Here is a 17,304-nt window from a genome sequence, read left to right on the forward strand (position 1 = left end):
TAAAAGCTTACTGACTGATTCAGTCATCACCATTTATACCGATTAAGGCTTTACCGATTTGTAACAGTTTAAGTTTGGCGGCCATAGCGAGTTGGTCCCACGCCTTCCCATCCCGAACAGGACCGTGAAACGACTCAGCGCCGATGATAGTGTGGTTCTTCCATGTGAAAGTAGGTCACCGCCAAACACCCATTCCGAAGCCCCCGACTGATGTCGGGGGCTTTTTACATGCCTGTCGTTTCTGTCGGTTTGGCGGCAGAATTGGGATAATGGGTGTTGGGGTCAAACATTGGGATAGTGATGTACCGGTGTTTATGGAGTATTTGTGCATCTTGGTATTGGAATCGGAAATATTTATCCTGTTGTTATTCTTGCACAAAAGTACCGAAAGTTACGGTTAACCGTTTGGAATGTTTGAAATCGAACGGTATTTGCGTTAATATGTCGTATGCATTTATATGGAATGGGGCCGTGTTCTACTGTCGATGTGGCAGTGTCGGCGGGGTGGGTAAAACCGTCCTGCAGACGGCCCGGTTGATTCAATCTGACACGTTATAGGAAAACCCTGATGAAGAAATTTTTATTTGGTGTATTTGCCGCCATGTGTACGGCGTTCTCTTTGGCTGCCGTGAACGTCAATACCGCCTCTTCTGCGGAACTGGAGGCATTACCGGGTATCGGCCCGGCTAAGGCGAAGGCGATTGTGGAATACCGTCAGAAGAACGGTGCGTTCAAATCGGTGGAGGAGCTGAAAAACGTGAAGGGCATCGGTGATGCGGTGCTGAACAAGTTGAAGGCGGAGGCGACGGTTTCTTCTGCCGCGCCTAAGGCCGCCCAGCCTGCCGTGAAAAAATAAGCCGGACTCTGCCTATATGCCGCCCTGCGGCCGAACCGTTTGCCGGTTGGGCCCGGGGCGGCTTTGTTTGGGGGCGGGGATGAAGCTTGAACCAGTGGGGGCTTCCGTTGGGTAAAGGGATAAACGGATAGGACGCCTATTGGATAGGGATATAAAAGATAAAGGGAAGAAAGATATGTACTTAAAGGCATTTGACGGAAAACGGAATGGGGCAACTGTGCAGAGGGGGTATTCTTTGGTACAGCTGTTGGTGGTGATGCTGCTGGTTTCGATCTTGGCGGCGGCGGCCTTTACGGCCTATCGGGAATCGGTCCGCTCGGCCAACCTGCGTGCGGCGCATGCCGCGCTGCTGGAAAATGCGCGCTTTATGGAGCAGTTCTATGCGAAAAAGGGCAGCTTTAAGCTGACGTCGACGAAGTGGCCGGAATTGCCGGTGAAGGAGGCGGGCGGTTTCTGTATCAGGATGAGCGGCCAGGCTAAGGGTATCCTGGAGGGTAAGTTTACCTTGAAGGCGGTGGCGCTGGACAGGGAGGCGGAGCCGAGGGTGCTGCGCTTGAACGAGTCGTTGACGGCGGTGGTGTGCGGGAAGATGAAAGGGAAGGGCAGTTGTACGGACGGCGAGGAGATATTTAGGGGTAATGATGCGGAGTGTAAGCCTTTTATGGGGTGACAATAGGGTGGAATGGAGATAGGAAAGTAAAAAGGACGTGCGCGGGCACGTCCTTTGAGGAGAATGAAGGGAGCGATTATTCGCTCCAGCTGACTATGCCTAGCATCCAAGTAAGGAGAATCAGACCACCGAATACGATGCGGTAGTAGGCAAAAGGAACATAGTTTTTACTGGAAACAAATTTCAGCAAAGCTTTTACTGCTAATAAACCGGCGATAAATGCTGCGATAAAACCGATGGCAATTTGTCCGACATCTTGTAAGGTAAAGAGTTTATAGTTTTTTAAGATGTCGTAACCTGTTGCCGCAATCATCATTGGTACAGCAAGGAAGAATGAAAATTCAGTAGCTGTTTTACGTTCTAATCCCCACAGCATACCGCCCATGATGGTACTGCCTGAACGTGATGTCCCAGGGATAAGGGCACAAATTTGGGCGCATCCTACAACAAATGCGTCAATTGGGCGCATATCATCGACATGGTTGACTTTAGGTTTGGCTGTTGTTTGGCGTTTTTCAACCCATAAAATGAAGAAGCCGCCCAATATTAGCATGGTAGCAACGGTAATCGGGTTGAAAAGATGCAATTTAATTTGTTTACTGAATAAGAGGCCGACAATCGCAGCGGGGATGAACGCGATAAATAAATTCAGCACAAAGCGATTGGCTGTTTGCTCTTTGCCTAGTCCTTTTATGATATGGGTAAATCGTTGGCGATATTCGAATACAACGGCTAATACGGCACCGAGCTGGATGGCGATTTCGAATACTTTTCCGTTGCTTTGGAAATTCATCAAGTCGCCGAATACAATCAAGTGGCCGGTACTTGAAATAGGGAGGAACTCGGTTAAACCTTCGATGATACCGAGAATAAGTGCTTTAAATAAAATCAGAATGTCCATAAGTTTTCAGACGGCCTTGAGGCCGTCTTTCTTTTGTTGAATAGTTAAAGTGGTTTTGAGGATTGTTCGCGGCGGACTTTAATGATGAGCTCGTCTATGGTTTTCATACCGGCTTTCCAGTCGCTACCGTTGAAATTGACTTTGTATTTGCCACCGACAATGACAGTTGGTGTGTTTTCAATTCGATAAGTTTCCGTCAATTGCTGCATTTTTGCAGCAGCCGATGTGGCGGCAGGGTTGTTGTAGGCTTGAAGCAGTTTTTGACTGTCAAAACTCGTCTGTTTACCGACCCATGTGCGGAATACATTTGCATCAGCCAAGTTAATCTTCTGTTCGTAAACGGCTTTGAAGATGACTGGATTGGCCTGATATTTCAAACCTGAAAGATTGACGGCAGCGGCTACCTTGGCCAAGCCCAACATTTCGGGCATCCAAACGACGTGCTCTGTCCGTAAGGAAACATCTTTGGTGAAGGTTTTGCTGTGTTGCAACAAAACCGGATCGAGATGGTAACAATGGACGCAGAAGTAGCCGAAAAATTCTAGCACTTCAATTTTTCCGGCTTGCTGCTGCGGGATAGGGCGACTAAGAACGGTATAGTCCACGCCTTCAGTAGCAGCCTGCGCACTCAAACTGAGCAGGCTCAGGCTGAGTGCGGCAATAGTTTGTTTCATACGCTGCTTCATCAGTGATTCCATTATTTGGTAGAACGAATCAAGCTGTTGATATTATGGCCTTGCAGGTTTTTTTGCAGTTTCACAGCGGCTTCCTGCGGCATGGTGTTACTTTGAACTCGATAAATGGTTTTGTCGCCGTTTTGCGACTCAACCACTTTGGAAGACACACCTAAAATAGCCAATTTCGCACGTTGTGAATCTGCGCTGGAGCGGTCTGCATATGAACCAAGTTGCAGGAATGCCTTTTTACCGCTGTTGGCAGCTGCTTCGGCTTTTTCTGCCGATTGTTTGCCAGCGGCGTTGCTGCTTTCTTTTGTTGCAGAGGCATTTGCTGCTTTACGTGCTTTTTCGATGCTGCCGCTGTTGAGGATTTGCTCAGGTGTCGGCTTGTTTTGTTTTTTGGCTTCGGCCGCTTTTTTCTCAGCCAATTTGCGCTCGGCACGCTCTTTTTGTTTGTCGGTCAGTTGGTCGGCCGCTTTTTTGTCTTTTGCAGTTTTATCAGCAGCTTCTTTTTCAGCTTTGGCTTTTTCTGCGCGTTTTTTTTCTAATTCGGCTTTTTTCTCGGCCAGTTTTTTCTTGGCGGCTTCTGCTTCCGCTTTTGCGGCTTTTTCTTTGGCTTCACGTTCGGCTTTGTCGGCGGCAGTTTTGTCTGCTCTTTCTTTGGCTTCGCGTTCGGCTTTATCGGCAGCGGCTTTTTCAGCTTTTTCTTTGGCTTCGCGTTCGGCTTTTTCTGCTTCAGCTTTATCCGCTTTTTCTTTGGCCTCGCGATCGGCTTTTTCCTGAGCCTCTTTTTCTGCTTGTGCCGCTTTCTCTTCAGCTTCTTTGGCAGTCTTTTCAGCCGCTTCTTTTGCTTTGGCTTCTTTTTCAGCCGCTTCTTTTGCTTTGGCTTCTTTTTCCGCCGCTTCTTTTTCAGCTTTGGCTTTTTCTTCATCTGCTTGGCTGGACGAATTGTCGGTGGCAGGGCGTTTCTCTGCTTTGTCTTGAGGTTTCAGGATTTCAGGTTCTTCACTTTGTTTAGGCTGGGTCAGCTCTTTGAAAACGTTTTGGTTGCCTTGGTTCAGGAAGAACAAAATACCGGCAATAATACCTGTTGCCAGTATCAGGCCGAAAAAGAAACCGGCCAAGCCTTTGCCATATTGTGTAGATTTTTTCATGACTTACCTTGTAATAATGGATTCAGACGGCCTGAAGGGAGACTGTCTGAGTTTGAATTCGATATTTTATCAATAACCGTTATGGACGGCAAAATCCTGATGCTTTGTTTACTCTAGTTTTACTTAAACATAAAGATTCAGGCCGTCTGAAAAGTTAGAGGGCGCGACGGAAGCCGATGGCTTTCATCACATGGGTTTTACTGACTTCTTCGTCGCCTGCCAAATCGGCCAGCGTACGGGCGACGCGCATGATGCGGTGGAAGCTTCGTGCGGATAGGGACAGTTTTTCGAGCATGGTTCCCAAGGCTTCTTGCGCTTCTTTTTGGATACGGGCTTTGCCATCGAGTTCGCTGACACTCAATTCGGCATTAACCTTGCCTTGTCGGCCGTATTGGATTTTACGCGCGGCGGTAACGCGTTTTAATACGGCGGCACTGGATTCGCCGGCTTCTTGTTGCATCAGCTCGGCGGCGGAAAGGCTGGGTACTTCGATGGTTAAATCAATGCGGTCGAGTAATGGTCCTGAAATTTTGCTTCGATAACGGGCGATGCTTTCAGGCGTGCAGCGGCAAGGTTTGGACGGATGACCGAGATAGCCGCAAGGACAGGGATTCATGGCGGCGACGAGCTGGAACTTAGCCGGATAAACGGCTTGGCGTGCGGCGCGGGAAATATGGATTTCGCCGTTTTCCAAAGGTTCGCGCAATACTTCCAATACTTTACGGTCAAACTCGGGCAATTCGTCTAAAAACAACACACCATGGTGCGCCAATGAAATTTCACCCGGACGCGGGTCGGAACCGCCGCCGACCATGGCGGCCGAGCTGGCGCTGTGGTGGGGGCTGCGGAAAGGGCGGTTGCTGTCGAGTTGTTGCTGATGATTGGGCAGGAGCGAACGCAATGCCCAGACTTCGACCAATTCGTCTTCGGTCAAAGGCGGAAGGATACCGGGCAAACGTTGCGAAAGCATGGATTTGCCCGTTCCCGGAGGGCCCATCATCAGTAGGCTGTGTCCGCCTGCCGCGGCGATTTCCAAGGCGAGGCGGGCGGTATGTTGGCCTTTGACATCAGCTAAGTCGGGTATTTTACTTTGTTCAGGCGGCCTTTGTGGCAGTTTGCATTCGGTTTGTGTCAACGGTTCGATACCGTTTAAATGTGCGGCCACTTCGCCTAAAGAACGCGCTCCATAAACCGCGATACCGCGCATGACGGCAGCCTGTTCGGCATTTTCTTGCGGCAAGACGAAAGAACGTCCCGCCTGCATGCCCTGCCATGCCATGGCCAGCGCGCCGCGTACGGGACGCAGCAGCCCGGACAGCGCCAATTCTCCGGCAAACTCATATTGCGCGAGCTTTTCAGGATTAATTTGTCCCGATGCGGCAAGAATGCCCAAGGCAATCGGTAAATCGAAACGGCCGGATTCTTTGGGGAGGTCGGCCGGTGCGAGGTTGACGGTAATTTTCTTGGCGGGGAAGTCGAAGCCGCTTTGGATGATGGCGGCACGCACGCGGTCGCGGCTTTCTTTGACTTCAGTATCGGGCAAACCGACGATATTGAAATGTGGCAAGCCGTTGGCAAGGTGGGCTTCCACTTCGACCAACGGCGCGTTCATACCGCTTAAGGCGCGGCTGTAAACCAAAGCAAGCGACATGTTTCAGACGGCCTTATTCGGCGGCTTCGGTTTGTTGTACGATTTCGGCAACCGCTTCTTCGGCAGCTTCTTCGGCAGCTTTTAAAGCAGCTTCTTCAGGCTCTTGGGCGGCTTCGAGTTTGGCCAAACGGGCTTCCAATTCGGCCAGCTTGGTACGGGTTTTAATTAAAACTTGTTGTTGGATGTCGAATTCTTCTCGGGTTACCAAATCCATGCGGCTGAATGCGCTGCCGAGCATGGCTTTAACGTTTTTTTCCATGTCTTTGGCAGGGCTGTTGGCGATGGTTTCGCTGATTTTGGAGCTGACTTCTTCAAAAAGTTGTTTGCCGAACATAATCCGTATCCTTTATTCAGAATGTATATAGAAATTCAAGTGGCTATTGTATAAGGAAAAAGGCCGTCTGAAAACGGGAATTTTGAGACGGCCTTTGCTTCCTATCGTAAATATTCCGTGTCTTTTAACGCTCAACACGGGCTTCAAAAACAGGCATCAACCATGCGCCTCCCGTGAAGCCTTTACATGAACCGGTGGTGTGTTCCTCACTGCGGACAAACGTTTTACCGTCCCACACCGCCGCATTGCTTGTCCAGCAGTCGCCTATGCCGCGGCCTTTGAAGCTACCGCTGAGGGTGGCTGTTTTCTCGTCGAATCCGCCGTGCCCGCCGTATACCATCGGCGGCAGCACTTGTTCGATTTTGGTCAACTCTTTATCGGCAATGGCATAGTAGCCGCTGGTTTGATAAGCACCGCCGATACAGATGGCCGAAATCAACACCTGACGATCGTTGAGCGGATGGACATACAGGTTGCGGTTCCAATCCATTTGCTCTTTATTGTGCAGGGCGTAACAGTAATTATCGTCGCCTTCGGAAACGCGGTTGCTGTTGCGCAGCAGCTTCATGACGGCGCTGTGGCGCGGTGTGTCTTGTTCCAGTATATCGCCTGCTGTTTTCGGTACGGCAACGGCGCGGATGACGGGCTTAGGCTGCGGGCTGAGGACTGTCTGACTGCTGTTGCCTTTGCGTATCAGCGCGGAAGGCGTGTTCAGACGACCTTGGAATTCGTCCGCTTTCAACATTGCTGCCGCCGCGCCTTTGTCGGACAAATACCATTCATATTTTCCAGAGCGGATGCTGATTTGGCTTTCTTTTTTCAATGCTTCGAGCAAGGCATTGGTTTGCGCGCTGCTCAATTTGCCTTGGCCTGTTTTGTTCAGCGCTAATTTGCCCAGTGATTTGCCGTTCAATACCAATTCGTTGCGGGTTGCAATGCTGGCGAGTTGTGCGTCATCGTCATTAAATGGCAGTAGGGAAACTTCGCCGGCCACGGCGGAGTTCGCCCCCGCTTTTCGGGTTAACAAGATGGAAACCGGCGTTTCTGTTTCATCCGCCTGATATCCCGCAAGACGGCAGGTGCCGGTATTGTCGCAGGCAATGTCCCAGTCTTGGTAATTTTGATAAAAGCCTTGAGGCGGAGCAGCCAGTGCGGTGGCAGGCAAAACAGCCAGCAGCCATTTTTTCATGATGTATTCTTTCAATTTTATTTATGTAGATTCACAAAGACAGCATAGCAATCCAAAATTTGTTACGCTGTTTTGTGAAAATACGATGTGTCGTTCGTAAAAAGGTTTGAATATTTAGATGTAAAAAAGGCCGTCTGAAACTCCCGTTCAGACGACCTCCATGCTTTTTATACGCCTGAGGCTGCTTTCAATGCGGCTGCTTTGTCGGTACGCTCCCAAGTAAACTCAGGCTCTTCGCGGCCGAAGTGGCCGTATGCGGCGGATTTGCTGTAAATCGGGCGCAGCAGGTCGAGCATTTGGACGATGCCTTTAGGACGCAGGTCGAAATGTTCGCGAACTAAAGCAATCAGTTTTTCTTCGCTGATTTTGCCGGTGCCGAAAGTGTCGATGGAAATCGAAGTCGGTTCGGCAACGCCGATGGCGTAGGAAACTTGGATTTGGCATTGGGTTGCCAAACCGGCGGCAACGATATTTTTCGCAACATAGCGGCAGGCGTAGGCGGCGGAACGGTCCACTTTGGACGGGTCTTTGCCGGAGAATGCGCCGCCGCCGTGCGGAGCTGCGCCGCCGTAGGTATCGACGATGATTTTACGGCCGGTCAAACCGCAGTCGCCTTGAGGGCCGCCGATGACGAAGCGGCCGGTCGGGTTGATCAGGTATTTGGTTTCATCAGTCAGCATTTCAGACGGCAGAACCGGTTTGATGATGTGTTCGATCACGGCATTTTTCAGCTCTTCGTAGCCGATAGACGGATCGTGTTGGGTGGACAGGACGACGGTGTCGATGCGTTTTACTTTGCCGGTTTCGCTGTCGTAAACCACGGTCAGCTGCGCTTTGGCATCAGGACGCAGCCAAGGCAGGCGGCCGTCTTTGCGCAATTCGCTTTGGCGTTGCATCAGGCGGTGGCTGTAATAGATGGCAAACGGCATCAGGGTCGGGGTTTCGTCGCAGGCATAGCCGAACATCAAACCTTGGTCGCCCGCGCCTTGGTTCAAGTCGATGCCTTCGCCTTCGTTCACGCCTTGGGCGATGTCGGGGGATTGTTGGTCGTAGTACACGCCAACCGCGCAGCCGTTGGCGTCAAAGCCCAGCTCGGACGAGTTGTAGCCGATGCGTTTGATGGTTTCGCGTGCGACTTTGATATAGTCCACTTGGGCGGTGGTAGTAATTTCGCCTGCCAATACGCACAAGCCTGTGTTGACCAAGGTTTCAGCGGCGACACGTGCTTTGGGGTCTTGCGCCAAGATGGCATCCAAAATCGCATCGGACACTTGGTCGGCAACTTTATCCGGATGGCCTTCGGATACCGATTCGGAAGTAAACAGATATTCGCTCATTGCTATTCTTTCATTAAAAACAGGCTGCTGTGTTTTCAGACGGCCTTTTATTTCGGACAGCGGAAATCATAACAAAAACTCCGCTTTTTCTCTATACAAGTGAGAAACATTCGCACTTGCCTGCTGTTTCGGAATCCTGTTGCGCGTTTCTTACAGGCAAAAAAATTCCCGCATTAAGCGGGTTTGGATTGCTCTGGCGAGCCACATCGGTTTTTCAACCGTCCACCTTACCTTTCCGTTTGAAAAGCAGGTTGGCATGGAATTCCCAACTCTTAATGCAGCGCGGATAGTAGCAGAAAAGCAGGTGTGCCGCAATATATTTGCCCGAAGTCTGTTTTGTTCAGACGGCCTGTTTCGTTTACAATCTGTCCACTTCATTTTGGTAAAACCTTATGCAAACGCTTGTTACCTTTGTTTTTAAATTTTTGGCCGCGCTGCCTTTGGCTTGGTTGCACAAATTAGGCAACCTGCTGGGTAGTTTGGGTTTCCGCGTGCTGTCGAAAGATCGCCGGCGTGTTTTTGAAAACATGAAACTTGCCGGATTGAACCCGACGGACGAGGCAGTGAAAAAAGTTTTCCGTGAAACGGCAAAAGGCGGCTTGGAATTGCCGGTGGCGTTTTTCAGACGGCCTGAGGAAATTGAAAACCTGTTTGTCAGTGTCAACGGTTGGGAGCATGTTCAGACGGCCTTGAGTGCGGGCGAAGGTTTGCTGTTTATCACGCCGCACATCGGCAGCTATGATTTGGCGGGCCGCTACATCAGCCAGCAGCTGCCGTTTCCGCTGACGGCGATGTACAAACCGCCTAAAATCAAGGCTTTTGATGCGGTGATGCAGGCAGGGCGTGTGCGCGGCAAGGGCAAGACTGCGCCGACCAGCATTCAGGGCGTCAAACAAATCATCAAGGCCCTGCGCGGCGGAGAAGCGACCATTGTGTTGCCGGACCATGTGCCGTCTCCGGAAGAAGGCGGCGACGGCGTGTGGGTGGACTTTTTCGGCAAACCTGCCTACACCATGACGTTGGCGGGCAAGCTGGCGCAAGTCAAAGGCGTGAAGGCTTTGTTTTTCTGCGGCGAGCGTCTGCCCGACGGGAAAGGCTTTGTCTTGCACATCGAGCCATTGCGCGGCGAGTTGAACGGCGATAAGGAGAACGATGCGCGCGTGATCAATGAAAATACCGAATATTGGATACGCCGTTTTCCGGAACAATATTTGTTTATGTACAACCGCTACAAACATCCCGAAGGCGCGCCTTTCCCGCCGCCGGAAGTATAGGCTTGCCGAATGTAAAAAAACCTGCTTGGATTCAAGCAGGTTTTGTATTTGGTCGGAATGAGAGGATTCGAACCTCCGACCCCTTCGTCCCGAACGAAGTGCGCTACCGGGCTGCGCTACATTCCGAATGTGGGGGAATTATAGGATAGGAGAAGCCGGTTTGTACAGGGGGTCGATAAATAATTAATAATTGGCCGCCGATGGATTTGTTTTAGGCCGTCTGAAGCGATGTGTTTCAGACGGCCTGTGTTTTTGTTTGCCGCTTCTGCTGAAGCATTTGTCCTAATGGCATTATAATGTGGGCAATTGTTTTTTAGATTGTCTGCTATGTTTTATCTTTATCAGTCCGACCGTTTGGAAGCGCTTGCCGAAATGTGCGCGCATATTCATCAGGCCTTGCCTTTGGATGCGGTATTGGCACCGGAAGAAGTGGTGGTGCAGAGCCAGGGGATGCGGCGGTATCTGAATGTGTTTTTTGCGCGCAAACTCGGCGTGGCGGCGAATTTGAAGTTCAGCCTGCCGGCCGGTCTGGCGTGGCAGCTGATGCGTAAATTGGTTCCCGATGTGCCGCCGCTCAGCCCGTTTTCGCCTGAGGTCATGCGTTGGCGTTTGCTGGATTTGTTCCGCAGCGAAGCGTTTCAGACGGCCCCGGAATACGAAAACGTGCGCCTGAAGCTGGAAAGTTATTTGCACAGCTCGGCATCGGCGGATTATCAGCTTGCCGGACAAATGGCGGATATTTTCGACCAATATTTGGTGTACCGGCCGGATTGGATTGATGCGTGGCAGGCTGGGAAGCTGCTGGGTTTGGGCGATGATGAGGATTGGCAGGCGCGGCTGTGGCGTTATTTGGACGATGGCAGCCAATCTGCGCCGCACCGCGTGGCCTTGTGGGAAAAGTTGTTGGCGCAGTTGGATAAATCGGTCTTGCCGCAAAGGTTGTTCGTATTCGGTATTTCAACAATGGCGCCGATGTATCTGCAACTGCTGCACCAAATTTCCAAGCATTGCGATGTGTTTGTGTTTGCGCTCAACCCGAGCAGCCAGTATTGGGGCGAGGTCATCGACGAGGCGCAGATTTTGAAAAGGGGCGATGAGGCGGATTTGTCGCAAGCAGGGCATCCGCTGTTGGCTTCTTTGGGCAAGCAGGGACGCGATTTCTTTGATTTTCTGGCGGAAGTGGAAACCGAGCAGGATATTCAGGTTTATGAAGAAGGAAAAGACGATACCTTGTTGCATTGCCTGCAAAACGATATCCAAAACTTGATCATGCCGCCGTCTGAACGCTTATATCAACAGGAAGAAGGCGAGGCAGGCGCGCAGCAGGCTTGGGTTCAGGTTCACGATGCGGACGGCAATCCGGTGTGTGTCGAGCCGGACAAGCTGTTGAACGACGGTTCGGTCAAAATCGTCGCGGCCCACAGTCCTTTGCGCGAACTGCAGATTTTGAAAGAAGAGCTGTCGCTGGTGTTGCAAAATAATCCCGACTGGCAGCCGCACGATATTGCCGTTTTGACGCCGAACATCGAGCCGTACAGCCCGTTTATCGAAGCCGTTTTTGGACAGGAGCAGGCGGGCAGCCAGGCGTTGCCGTATTCGATTTCGGATGTAAAACTCAGCCGCCGTCAGCCCTTGTTGTATGCTTTGGCGCAAACGTTGGACTTGCTGGAAAGCCGGTTTGAAGTGGACAAGGTTTTACCTTTGCTGGAAAGCCGGTTGGTGCTGCAACGCTTCGGTTTGAGCGAGGAAGATGTGCCACTGCTGCATGAGGCTGTTGCCGGATTGAATGTGCATTGGGGTTTGGACCAAACCATGCGCGAGGGTAAAGACAACCTCTTTACTTGGCAGCAGGCGGTAGAGCGTTTGGCCTTGGGCTGGATGCTGCCCGAAGGCGGCTACGGCATGTGGCAGGGTGTGAGCGCGTGGCATAGCAACGTCAACCAGTTGGACGTGTTCAGCGGTTTTGCCGAATTTATCCGTACTTTGGCCGATATGGCGGCGCAATGGCAAGAGCCTGCCGATGTGGAAGGCTGGGTGCAGCGTTGCCGCGATTTGCTGGAGAAACTGTTTGCTCCGGATACGGACGACCAATACGCCAAGCAGCAGTTTGAGCAGTCTTTGGCGAAATGGCAGGAAGAGGCGCAGTTGGCCGAATTTGACGGATTGTTGCCGTGTAAAACCGTTATCCGCCATATCCGCCGTTTTTTGGACAGTGAAAGCCAAGCCGGATTTTTGAGCGGCGGCATCACTTTTTGCAGTATGGTGCCGATGCGCAGCCTGCCGTTTAAAATGGTTTGCCTGCTGGGTTTGAATGACGGCGATTTTCCGCGCAATACCAAAGCGGCGGTGTTCGACCTGATTGCCAAACATCCGAAAAAAGGCGACCGCGCCCGCCGCGACGACGACCGTTATCTCTTCCTCGAAGCCTTAATCAGCGCACGCGAAATGCTGTATTTGTCTTATATCGGCCGCGATATACGCAATGATGCCGAGTTTGCGCCGTCTTCGTTAATCAGCGAGCTGCTGGATACCATTGCCGCCATGACGGGGAAAAGCGGGCGTGAGTTGTCGGAGAAATGGGTGAAACATCATCCTTTGCAGGCGTTTTCGCGCCGTTATTTCCAAAAGGACGCGCTTTCAGACGGCCTCTTCAGCACGCGCCAAGATTACGCCGATGCGCTGAACCAACCGCCTGCGGAAGCGCAGCCGTTTTTCCTTGAGGCTTTAAGTCAGGAAGAACCGGGCAAAACCATTCAGCAGGGCGAGCTTATCAGTTTTTGGCGCAACCCTGTCAAAGTTTGGCTGAAGAGAAATTTAAGCTGGGATCAGCCGTATTTGGACGGCGCCTGGGAATCTGCCGAACCGTTTGAGCCGCAACATGAAGGCCGGATTGCCGATGCCTATTTGGATGCGCGGCGCAAAGGGGAAGATTTTGAAGATACGGCCATTCGGCTGAATGCAGAAAGCCTGATGCCGGTAGGCGAGTTGGGCGGCTTGTGGCAGAAGCAGTATCAGATATCTGCGAAAAACGTAGATGCCGAGCTGATACGCAGTGACAAAAGGCCGTCTGAACCTTATGAATTACACTTTGACGACTTGGTTGTACAAGGCACCATCGGCAATCTTTACGAATGCGGACGCATTGTGTTCCAAAACCAAAAAGACAATGCGCCCAACCGCATTGCCCGTTTATTGGAGCATTTGATTTTTTGTGCCGTCGCCCCTCAATCCGTTGCCAACCGACAAACCTATATTGTCAGCCTGGGACAGACCGAAACCTATGCCGCCATCGGGCAAGAGGCCGCGAGAGAGCTTTTGAAAGAATGGTTGGTATATTTCCGAATCGGACAAAATACCCCCTTGCCGTTTTTCGCCAAAACCAGCCTTGCCGCGGCGGAGGAGTACGGCAAAAAAGAGGATTGGGATGCCGCCTTGAGAAAAGCCCATGATGTTTTTAACGGCAATAAAATGAGCAAAGGGCAGAAAGAATATACCGAAGTGAAGCTGGTGTTTGGTCATTCGGACGAAGCGCCGCTTGAAGAGCCACTATTTGAAAACCTTGTCGTCAATCTGCTTGTTCCGCTTTTGAACAGCGCTGCAGGGAAAAACAATACAACAGAACAGGAGTAAAGCATGGCCACTTATACAGAATATTTGGATTTTGATACCGAAGAAGACAAATTGAAACAGCAGCAGCTCTATCAGGCAACTGAGCTGTCGGCGCAAACGGTAGCGGCGGTTAAAAAGATCAGCCGTCCGCAAAACTGGCTGCTTGCCGCTGCACCATATTGCCCTGATTGCCGCGTGTTTGTGCCGTTTATTCAAAAAATGGCGGAGTTGAACCCCAATATCCGCGTCAACTATATTGCCCGCAACGATTTTGACGACAGCAGCCGTTTTGAGAATCCGCGCCAACAGGAAATCGTCCGCGCCAATCAAAAAATCCCTGCGCTGTTTTTGATGGGGCATGAAGAGGCTGGGCCTGTGTTTAACGAGTTTCCACAAGTGGTGTTGAACCAAATTGCGGCAGATGAAACCCGGCGCACGGAATTGCGCGATGCGTACCGTGCCGGCGAGTTTAATGCCGATATTGAGGCTCAGATTGTAGCGGCGTTGGCATGGGCAGAGTAGCGGTGTTGAGCAGATATTGCTGGTGTGTAAGGATGTGTTTTGAACCGCTTTGATATTTTGCTTTGTAATAAAAAGGCCGTCTGAAAAGATTTCAGACGGCCTTTTTTGATGCTTAACGCTTTATTAAATCTCGATTTTATTTGGCGTAAAGGTTTGCCATTTGTTGCAGGCAGGGCAGTGCCAGAAGAAGACTTGGGATTTGAAGTGGCAGTTGCGGCAGCGGTACATAACGCTTTTTTGCAGCTGGCGGCCGATAATGGAACGAATCATATCGGTATCGGCTTTCCACTCCGGATTCATACTGCTGAGTTTCAAGCCAAGCAGGCGGTACACGCCGTTGAGGTCGGGTTTTTGGCGGACGAGTTCGACAGCGATTTGCGCCGCTTCGGTTTCACCTTTGAGCAACAGGGCCTTCTCGTAGATGACGTTGATCAGGTCGAGATCGGGGAAGGTTTGCATATAGCCGATAAGGCGGTTGAGGCCTTCTTCCTGCTTGCCTTGCGCGGCATAGGCTTCATAGAGTTTCTCGCCGACCATGCTCAAATAGGCGTGGTTTTGCTGCTCGATGGCGGAATACGCTTCCACTGCGGCAGGGAAGTTGCCCTGACGGTATTCAATGTCGCCGAGAATGATGTTGGCGCGCGTACATTTTTTGTTGGCTTCGAGTGCTTTGCCGATGTTGTAGCGTGCGGTGTCGAAGTTGGATTTGAACAGCGCGGCTTGGGCGATTTCGCAATAAAACTGGGCGATTTCAAACTGGTAGGTTTGTTCGTCATGACTCAAGAGCTGTGCCATCTCGATGGCTTTTTCCCAGTCGCGGTCTTGCTGGTAAATACTCAAAAGGTGTTGGCGGGCTTCGCGTGCCATGTCGCCTTCCTGCAAGCCGAGGAAGATTTGTTCGGCACGGTCCACCAAGCCTGCGCTTTGGTAGTTTTGCGCCAATTCAAAAAGCACGCGCGCGCGTTTTTCGTTGACGGTGTCGGGCGAATCGAGCAGGGCGCGGTGCATATTGATGGCTTTGTCGTTTTCGCCGCGTTGGCGGTAGAGCTTGCCCAAAGTCAGGTTTAAGTCGTATGACTGCGGCTGCTGGTCGATCACTTCCGCCAATTCGCGCGCGGCGCGGCCGCTGTTGCGGTCAACGAGGGCGTCAAGGCTTTTGTAAAAGCCTGCCGGTATGCTTTTGGCCTGTTTCAGGACGGTCTTCATATCGACGCGCGCGGCAAACCAGCCCATAGCGAAGAAAACGGGGAGGAGGACGATGGGCAGTAAGATGACCCACAATTCGTTGTCCATGGTATTCCTTTATTGATTGGTGGCATTACGCTTTGGGAGCGGTGTCGGAAGCCGTTGCCGGTGTTTCGGTTTTGACCGCAGTCAGGTCTTTTTCGGAAAGGTGGGCGTATTTTTTCACTTCGGCACGCAGGCGGTTGTTTTCGCTGCGCAGGGTCAGCAGACGGCCGAAGAGGGCAAACATACCGAACACGATGCCGATAATAAAGGCGCCGAAAAGCACGACAATCAGCGGCAGATTGACGTTTTGGCCGGGCAGGTAGAAGAAGGATACGGTGTGGGTATTGGTGATGGCCAGCAGGAGGAAAACAAGAAGAATCAGGATTTTGATGATGGTATAGATGAGTTTCATGGGTTGCTCCGGGTGGGCCGCGGTTGGTGCAGGCCGTCTGAAAAATGGTATCAGTTTAAACGATTTGCCGGATTTCGGATAGGACGGCATGTTTCAGACGGCATGGGAAGAGTGCCTTTAATGCTGACGGGTACTTGTCAAACCCATATTGAAAGGCGTATTGTTCAGTCTTTAGTTATTATCTTACAAATCAGAATAAGAAAGGCAATCATCATGAGCAGACCAGTCCCAGCCGTATTCGGCAGCGTTTTCCACGCTGAAATGCCCGTTATCGCTTATCGTGAAGGTAAATGGCAACCGGTAGAATGGCAATCTTCCAAAGACCTGACACTCGCCCCGGGCGCACACGCCCTGCATTACGGCAGCGAATGTTTTGAAGGTTTGAAGGCATTCCGTCAGGCAAACGGCAAAATCGTGATGTTCCGCCCGACCGCCAACATCGCGCGTATGCAGCAAAGCGCAGATATTCTGCACCTGCCGCGTCCTGAAACAGAGGCTTATTTGAATGCTTTGATCGAATTGGTCAAACGCTCCGCCGAGGAAATCCCTGACGCACCTGCCGCTTTGTACCTGCGTCCAACTTTGATCGGTACCGACCCTGTGATCGGTAAAGCCGGTTCTCCTTCCGAAACAGCCTTGCTGTACATTCTGGCTTCTCCTGTCGGCGACTATTTCAAAGCCGGTTCACCCGTTAAAATCTTGGTGGAAACCGAACACATCCGTTGCGCCCCGCACATGGGCCGCGTGAAATGCGGCGGCAACTACGCTTCCGCCATGCCTTGGGTATTGAAAGCCAAAGCAGAGCACGGTGCAAACCAAGTATTGTTCTGCCCGAATGGCGACGTTCAGGAAACCGGCGCGTCTAACTTTATCCTGATTAACGGTGATGAAATCATTACCAAACCGTTGACCGATGAATTCTTGCACGGCGTTACCCGCGATTCCGTACTGACTGTTGCCAAAGATTTGGGCTACACTGTTACCGAACGCAACTTTACTGTCGATGAGCTGAAAACTGCGATTGAGAATGGTGCGGAAGCGATTCTGACCGGTACGGCTGCGGTTATTTCTCCGGTAACTTCTTTTGTGATTGACGGCAAAGAAATCGAAGTGAAGAGCCAAGAGCGCGGTTATGCAATCCGTAAGGCAATTACGGACATTCAATACGGTTTGACAGAAGACAAACACGGCTGGTTGGTCGAAGTTTGTTAAGTAGAACGCAGTGAATATAAAAGGCCGTCTGAAATATTTTTTCAGACGGCCTTTTTTTATTGGTTTTTTGATGGGGAAAGCGATAATAAAATGCTAAATTTTTTAAACAAGCGGTAGTATTTTTAGATAATCGGTATATAATGCACAGTCATGTTGTAAAAATACACATTGGAAATATCGAATTTTATTGATTTTTAGAAGAAGTTAAAAACAGTTATAGATATTTATTCTGTATATTTTGTAAATTTAGTTAAATGGGGAATGCTAAAAACATAT

General features: G+C 50.9%; 15 protein-coding genes, 1 tRNA gene, 1 rRNA gene and 1 riboswitch. Of the genes, 7 read left to right on the forward strand and 10 right to left on the reverse strand.

The features are described 5' to 3' along the window. The first annotated feature begins 73 nt into the window (after nucleotides 1–73). From rrf to FOC66_RS00315, 3 genes are all read left to right on the forward strand, one after another. A 5S ribosomal RNA gene (rrf, locus tag FOC66_RS00305) occupies nucleotides 74–187 on the forward strand. 381 nt (nucleotides 188–568) lie between these two features. Continuing rightward, nucleotides 569–856 (forward strand): ComEA family DNA-binding protein, encoded by a 288-nt coding sequence (locus tag FOC66_RS00310; protein WP_003747589.1) that lies wholly within the window; start codon nucleotides 569–571, stop codon nucleotides 854–856. Nucleotides 857–1,031: 175 nt separating this feature from the next. Then, nucleotides 1,032–1,526: a type IV pilin protein gene (locus FOC66_RS00315; RefSeq protein ID WP_081456519.1), complete on the forward strand. Its 495-nt coding sequence runs from the start codon at nucleotides 1,032–1,034 to the stop codon at nucleotides 1,524–1,526. Between the two features lie 76 nt (nucleotides 1,527–1,602). On the opposite strand, the gene FOC66_RS00320 is transcribed toward FOC66_RS00315, so the two are convergent. The 7 genes from FOC66_RS00320 to metK all read right to left on the reverse strand — a co-directional run bounded on the left by FOC66_RS00320 (nucleotide 1,603) and on the right by metK (nucleotide 8,769). Continuing rightward, the gene (locus tag FOC66_RS00320; protein ID WP_003745528.1) at nucleotides 1,603–2,427 is read right to left on the reverse strand and encodes an undecaprenyl-diphosphate phosphatase; all 825 of its coding nucleotides are present in this window, start codon (nucleotides 2,425–2,427) and stop codon (nucleotides 1,603–1,605) included. Between the two features lie 44 nt (nucleotides 2,428–2,471). Further along, nucleotides 2,472–3,113 carry a thiol:disulfide interchange protein DsbA/DsbL gene (locus FOC66_RS00325; RefSeq protein ID WP_003745530.1) on the reverse strand — a complete coding sequence of 214 codons (642 nt, stop codon included), beginning with the start codon at nucleotides 3,111–3,113 and terminating at the stop codon, nucleotides 2,472–2,474. An 11-nt stretch (nucleotides 3,114–3,124) separates the two neighbouring features. After that, entirely contained in the window at nucleotides 3,125–4,258 is a 1,134-nt protein-coding gene (locus FOC66_RS00330) for an SPOR domain-containing protein (RefSeq protein WP_003745531.1), read from the reverse strand. A 154-nt stretch (nucleotides 4,259–4,412) separates the two neighbouring features. Next, a complete protein-coding gene (locus tag FOC66_RS00335) occupies nucleotides 4,413–5,909 on the reverse strand; it encodes a YifB family Mg chelatase-like AAA ATPase (protein ID WP_003745532.1) in 1,497 nt (498 codons plus the stop codon). Between the two features lie 13 nt (nucleotides 5,910–5,922). Beyond that, nucleotides 5,923–6,243 (reverse strand): accessory factor UbiK family protein, encoded by a 321-nt coding sequence (locus FOC66_RS00340; protein ID WP_003745535.1) that lies wholly within the window; start codon nucleotides 6,241–6,243, stop codon nucleotides 5,923–5,925. A 124-nt stretch (nucleotides 6,244–6,367) separates the two neighbouring features. Further along, nucleotides 6,368–7,432 carry a DUF1176 domain-containing protein gene (locus tag FOC66_RS00345; RefSeq protein WP_003745538.1) on the reverse strand — a complete coding sequence of 355 codons (1,065 nt, stop codon included), beginning with the start codon at nucleotides 7,430–7,432 and terminating at the stop codon, nucleotides 6,368–6,370. 167 nt (nucleotides 7,433–7,599) lie between these two features. Continuing rightward, nucleotides 7,600–8,769, reverse strand: coding sequence for a methionine adenosyltransferase (gene metK, locus FOC66_RS00350; RefSeq protein ID WP_003745540.1), 1,170 nt, complete (start codon nucleotides 8,767–8,769; stop codon nucleotides 7,600–7,602). A 173-nt stretch (nucleotides 8,770–8,942) separates the two neighbouring features. Next, a riboswitch (SAM-I-IV-variant riboswitch) is annotated at nucleotides 8,943–9,053 on the reverse strand. Nucleotides 9,054–9,161: 108 nt separating this feature from the next. Here metK and FOC66_RS00355 point away from each other — a divergent pair. Beyond that, nucleotides 9,162–10,043, forward strand: a complete 882-nt coding sequence (locus FOC66_RS00355; protein WP_003745542.1) for a lysophospholipid acyltransferase family protein — start codon at nucleotides 9,162–9,164, stop codon at nucleotides 10,041–10,043. 49 nt (nucleotides 10,044–10,092) lie between these two features. Here FOC66_RS00355 and FOC66_RS00360 read toward each other — a convergent pair. After that, nucleotides 10,093–10,169, reverse strand: a tRNA-Pro gene (locus FOC66_RS00360). A gap of 201 nt (nucleotides 10,170–10,370) precedes the next feature. Between FOC66_RS00360 and recC the strand changes: the two genes are divergently transcribed. Both recC and FOC66_RS00370 read left to right on the forward strand, forming a co-directional pair. Further along, entirely contained in the window at nucleotides 10,371–13,673 is a 3,303-nt protein-coding gene (gene recC / locus FOC66_RS00365) for an exodeoxyribonuclease V subunit gamma (protein ID WP_003745544.1), read from the forward strand. A 3-nt stretch (nucleotides 13,674–13,676) separates the two neighbouring features. Further along, nucleotides 13,677–14,174, forward strand: a complete 498-nt coding sequence (locus FOC66_RS00370; RefSeq protein WP_003745546.1) for a thioredoxin family protein — start codon at nucleotides 13,677–13,679, stop codon at nucleotides 14,172–14,174. 123 nt (nucleotides 14,175–14,297) lie between these two features. Here FOC66_RS00370 and lapB read toward each other — a convergent pair whose 3' ends face one another. Beyond that, complete coding sequence (gene lapB / locus FOC66_RS00375; RefSeq protein WP_003745547.1) at nucleotides 14,298–15,467, reverse strand: lipopolysaccharide assembly protein LapB; 1,170 nt, start codon at nucleotides 15,465–15,467, stop codon at nucleotides 14,298–14,300. 25 nt (nucleotides 15,468–15,492) lie between these two features. Further along, nucleotides 15,493–15,816, reverse strand: coding sequence for a LapA family protein (locus FOC66_RS00380; protein WP_003745549.1), 324 nt, complete (start codon nucleotides 15,814–15,816; stop codon nucleotides 15,493–15,495). 213 nt (nucleotides 15,817–16,029) lie between these two features. Here FOC66_RS00380 and ilvE point away from each other — a divergent pair, with 213 nt between their 5' ends. Beyond that, nucleotides 16,030–17,028, forward strand: a complete 999-nt coding sequence (gene ilvE / locus FOC66_RS00385) for a branched-chain-amino-acid transaminase (protein ID WP_036493516.1) — start codon at nucleotides 16,030–16,032, stop codon at nucleotides 17,026–17,028. Nucleotides 17,029–17,304 lie beyond the last annotated feature (276 nt).

The sequence above is a fragment of the Neisseria mucosa genome (assembly GCF_013267835.1).
Classification (GTDB): Bacteria; Pseudomonadota; Gammaproteobacteria; order Burkholderiales; family Neisseriaceae; genus Neisseria.

Excerpts from the sequence above, each read along its gene's own strand:
- FOC66_RS00330 (WP_003745531.1), bottom strand. The coding sequence starts at position 4,258 with ATGAAAAAATCTACACAATATGGCAAAGGCTTGGCCGGTTTCTTTTTC.
- FOC66_RS00370 (WP_003745546.1), top strand. The coding sequence starts at position 13,677 with ATGGCCACTTATACAGAATATTTGGATTTTGATACCGAAGAAGACAAA.
- FOC66_RS00325 (WP_003745530.1), bottom strand. The coding sequence starts at position 3,113 with ATGAAGCAGCGTATGAAACAAACTATTGCCGCACTCAGCCTGAGCCTG.
- FOC66_RS00310 (WP_003747589.1), top strand. The coding sequence starts at position 569 with ATGAAGAAATTTTTATTTGGTGTATTTGCCGCCATGTGTACGGCGTTC.
- lapB (WP_003745547.1), bottom strand. The coding sequence starts at position 15,467 with ATGGACAACGAATTGTGGGTCATCTTACTGCCCATCGTCCTCCTCCCC.
- FOC66_RS00355 (WP_003745542.1), top strand. The coding sequence starts at position 9,162 with ATGCAAACGCTTGTTACCTTTGTTTTTAAATTTTTGGCCGCGCTGCCT.
- FOC66_RS00380 (WP_003745549.1), bottom strand. The coding sequence starts at position 15,816 with ATGAAACTCATCTATACCATCATCAAAATCCTGATTCTTCTTGTTTTC.
- FOC66_RS00345 (WP_003745538.1), bottom strand. The coding sequence starts at position 7,432 with ATGAAAAAATGGCTGCTGGCTGTTTTGCCTGCCACCGCACTGGCTGCT.
- FOC66_RS00320 (WP_003745528.1), bottom strand. The coding sequence starts at position 2,427 with ATGGACATTCTGATTTTATTTAAAGCACTTATTCTCGGTATCATCGAA.
- FOC66_RS00335 (WP_003745532.1), bottom strand. The coding sequence starts at position 5,909 with ATGTCGCTTGCTTTGGTTTACAGCCGCGCCTTAAGCGGTATGAACGCG.
- recC (WP_003745544.1), top strand. The coding sequence starts at position 10,371 with ATGTTTTATCTTTATCAGTCCGACCGTTTGGAAGCGCTTGCCGAAATG.
- FOC66_RS00315 (WP_081456519.1), top strand. The coding sequence starts at position 1,032 with ATGTACTTAAAGGCATTTGACGGAAAACGGAATGGGGCAACTGTGCAG.
- ilvE (WP_036493516.1), top strand. The coding sequence starts at position 16,030 with ATGAGCAGACCAGTCCCAGCCGTATTCGGCAGCGTTTTCCACGCTGAA.
- FOC66_RS00340 (WP_003745535.1), bottom strand. The coding sequence starts at position 6,243 with ATGTTCGGCAAACAACTTTTTGAAGAAGTCAGCTCCAAAATCAGCGAA.
- metK (WP_003745540.1), bottom strand. The coding sequence starts at position 8,769 with ATGAGCGAATATCTGTTTACTTCCGAATCGGTATCCGAAGGCCATCCG.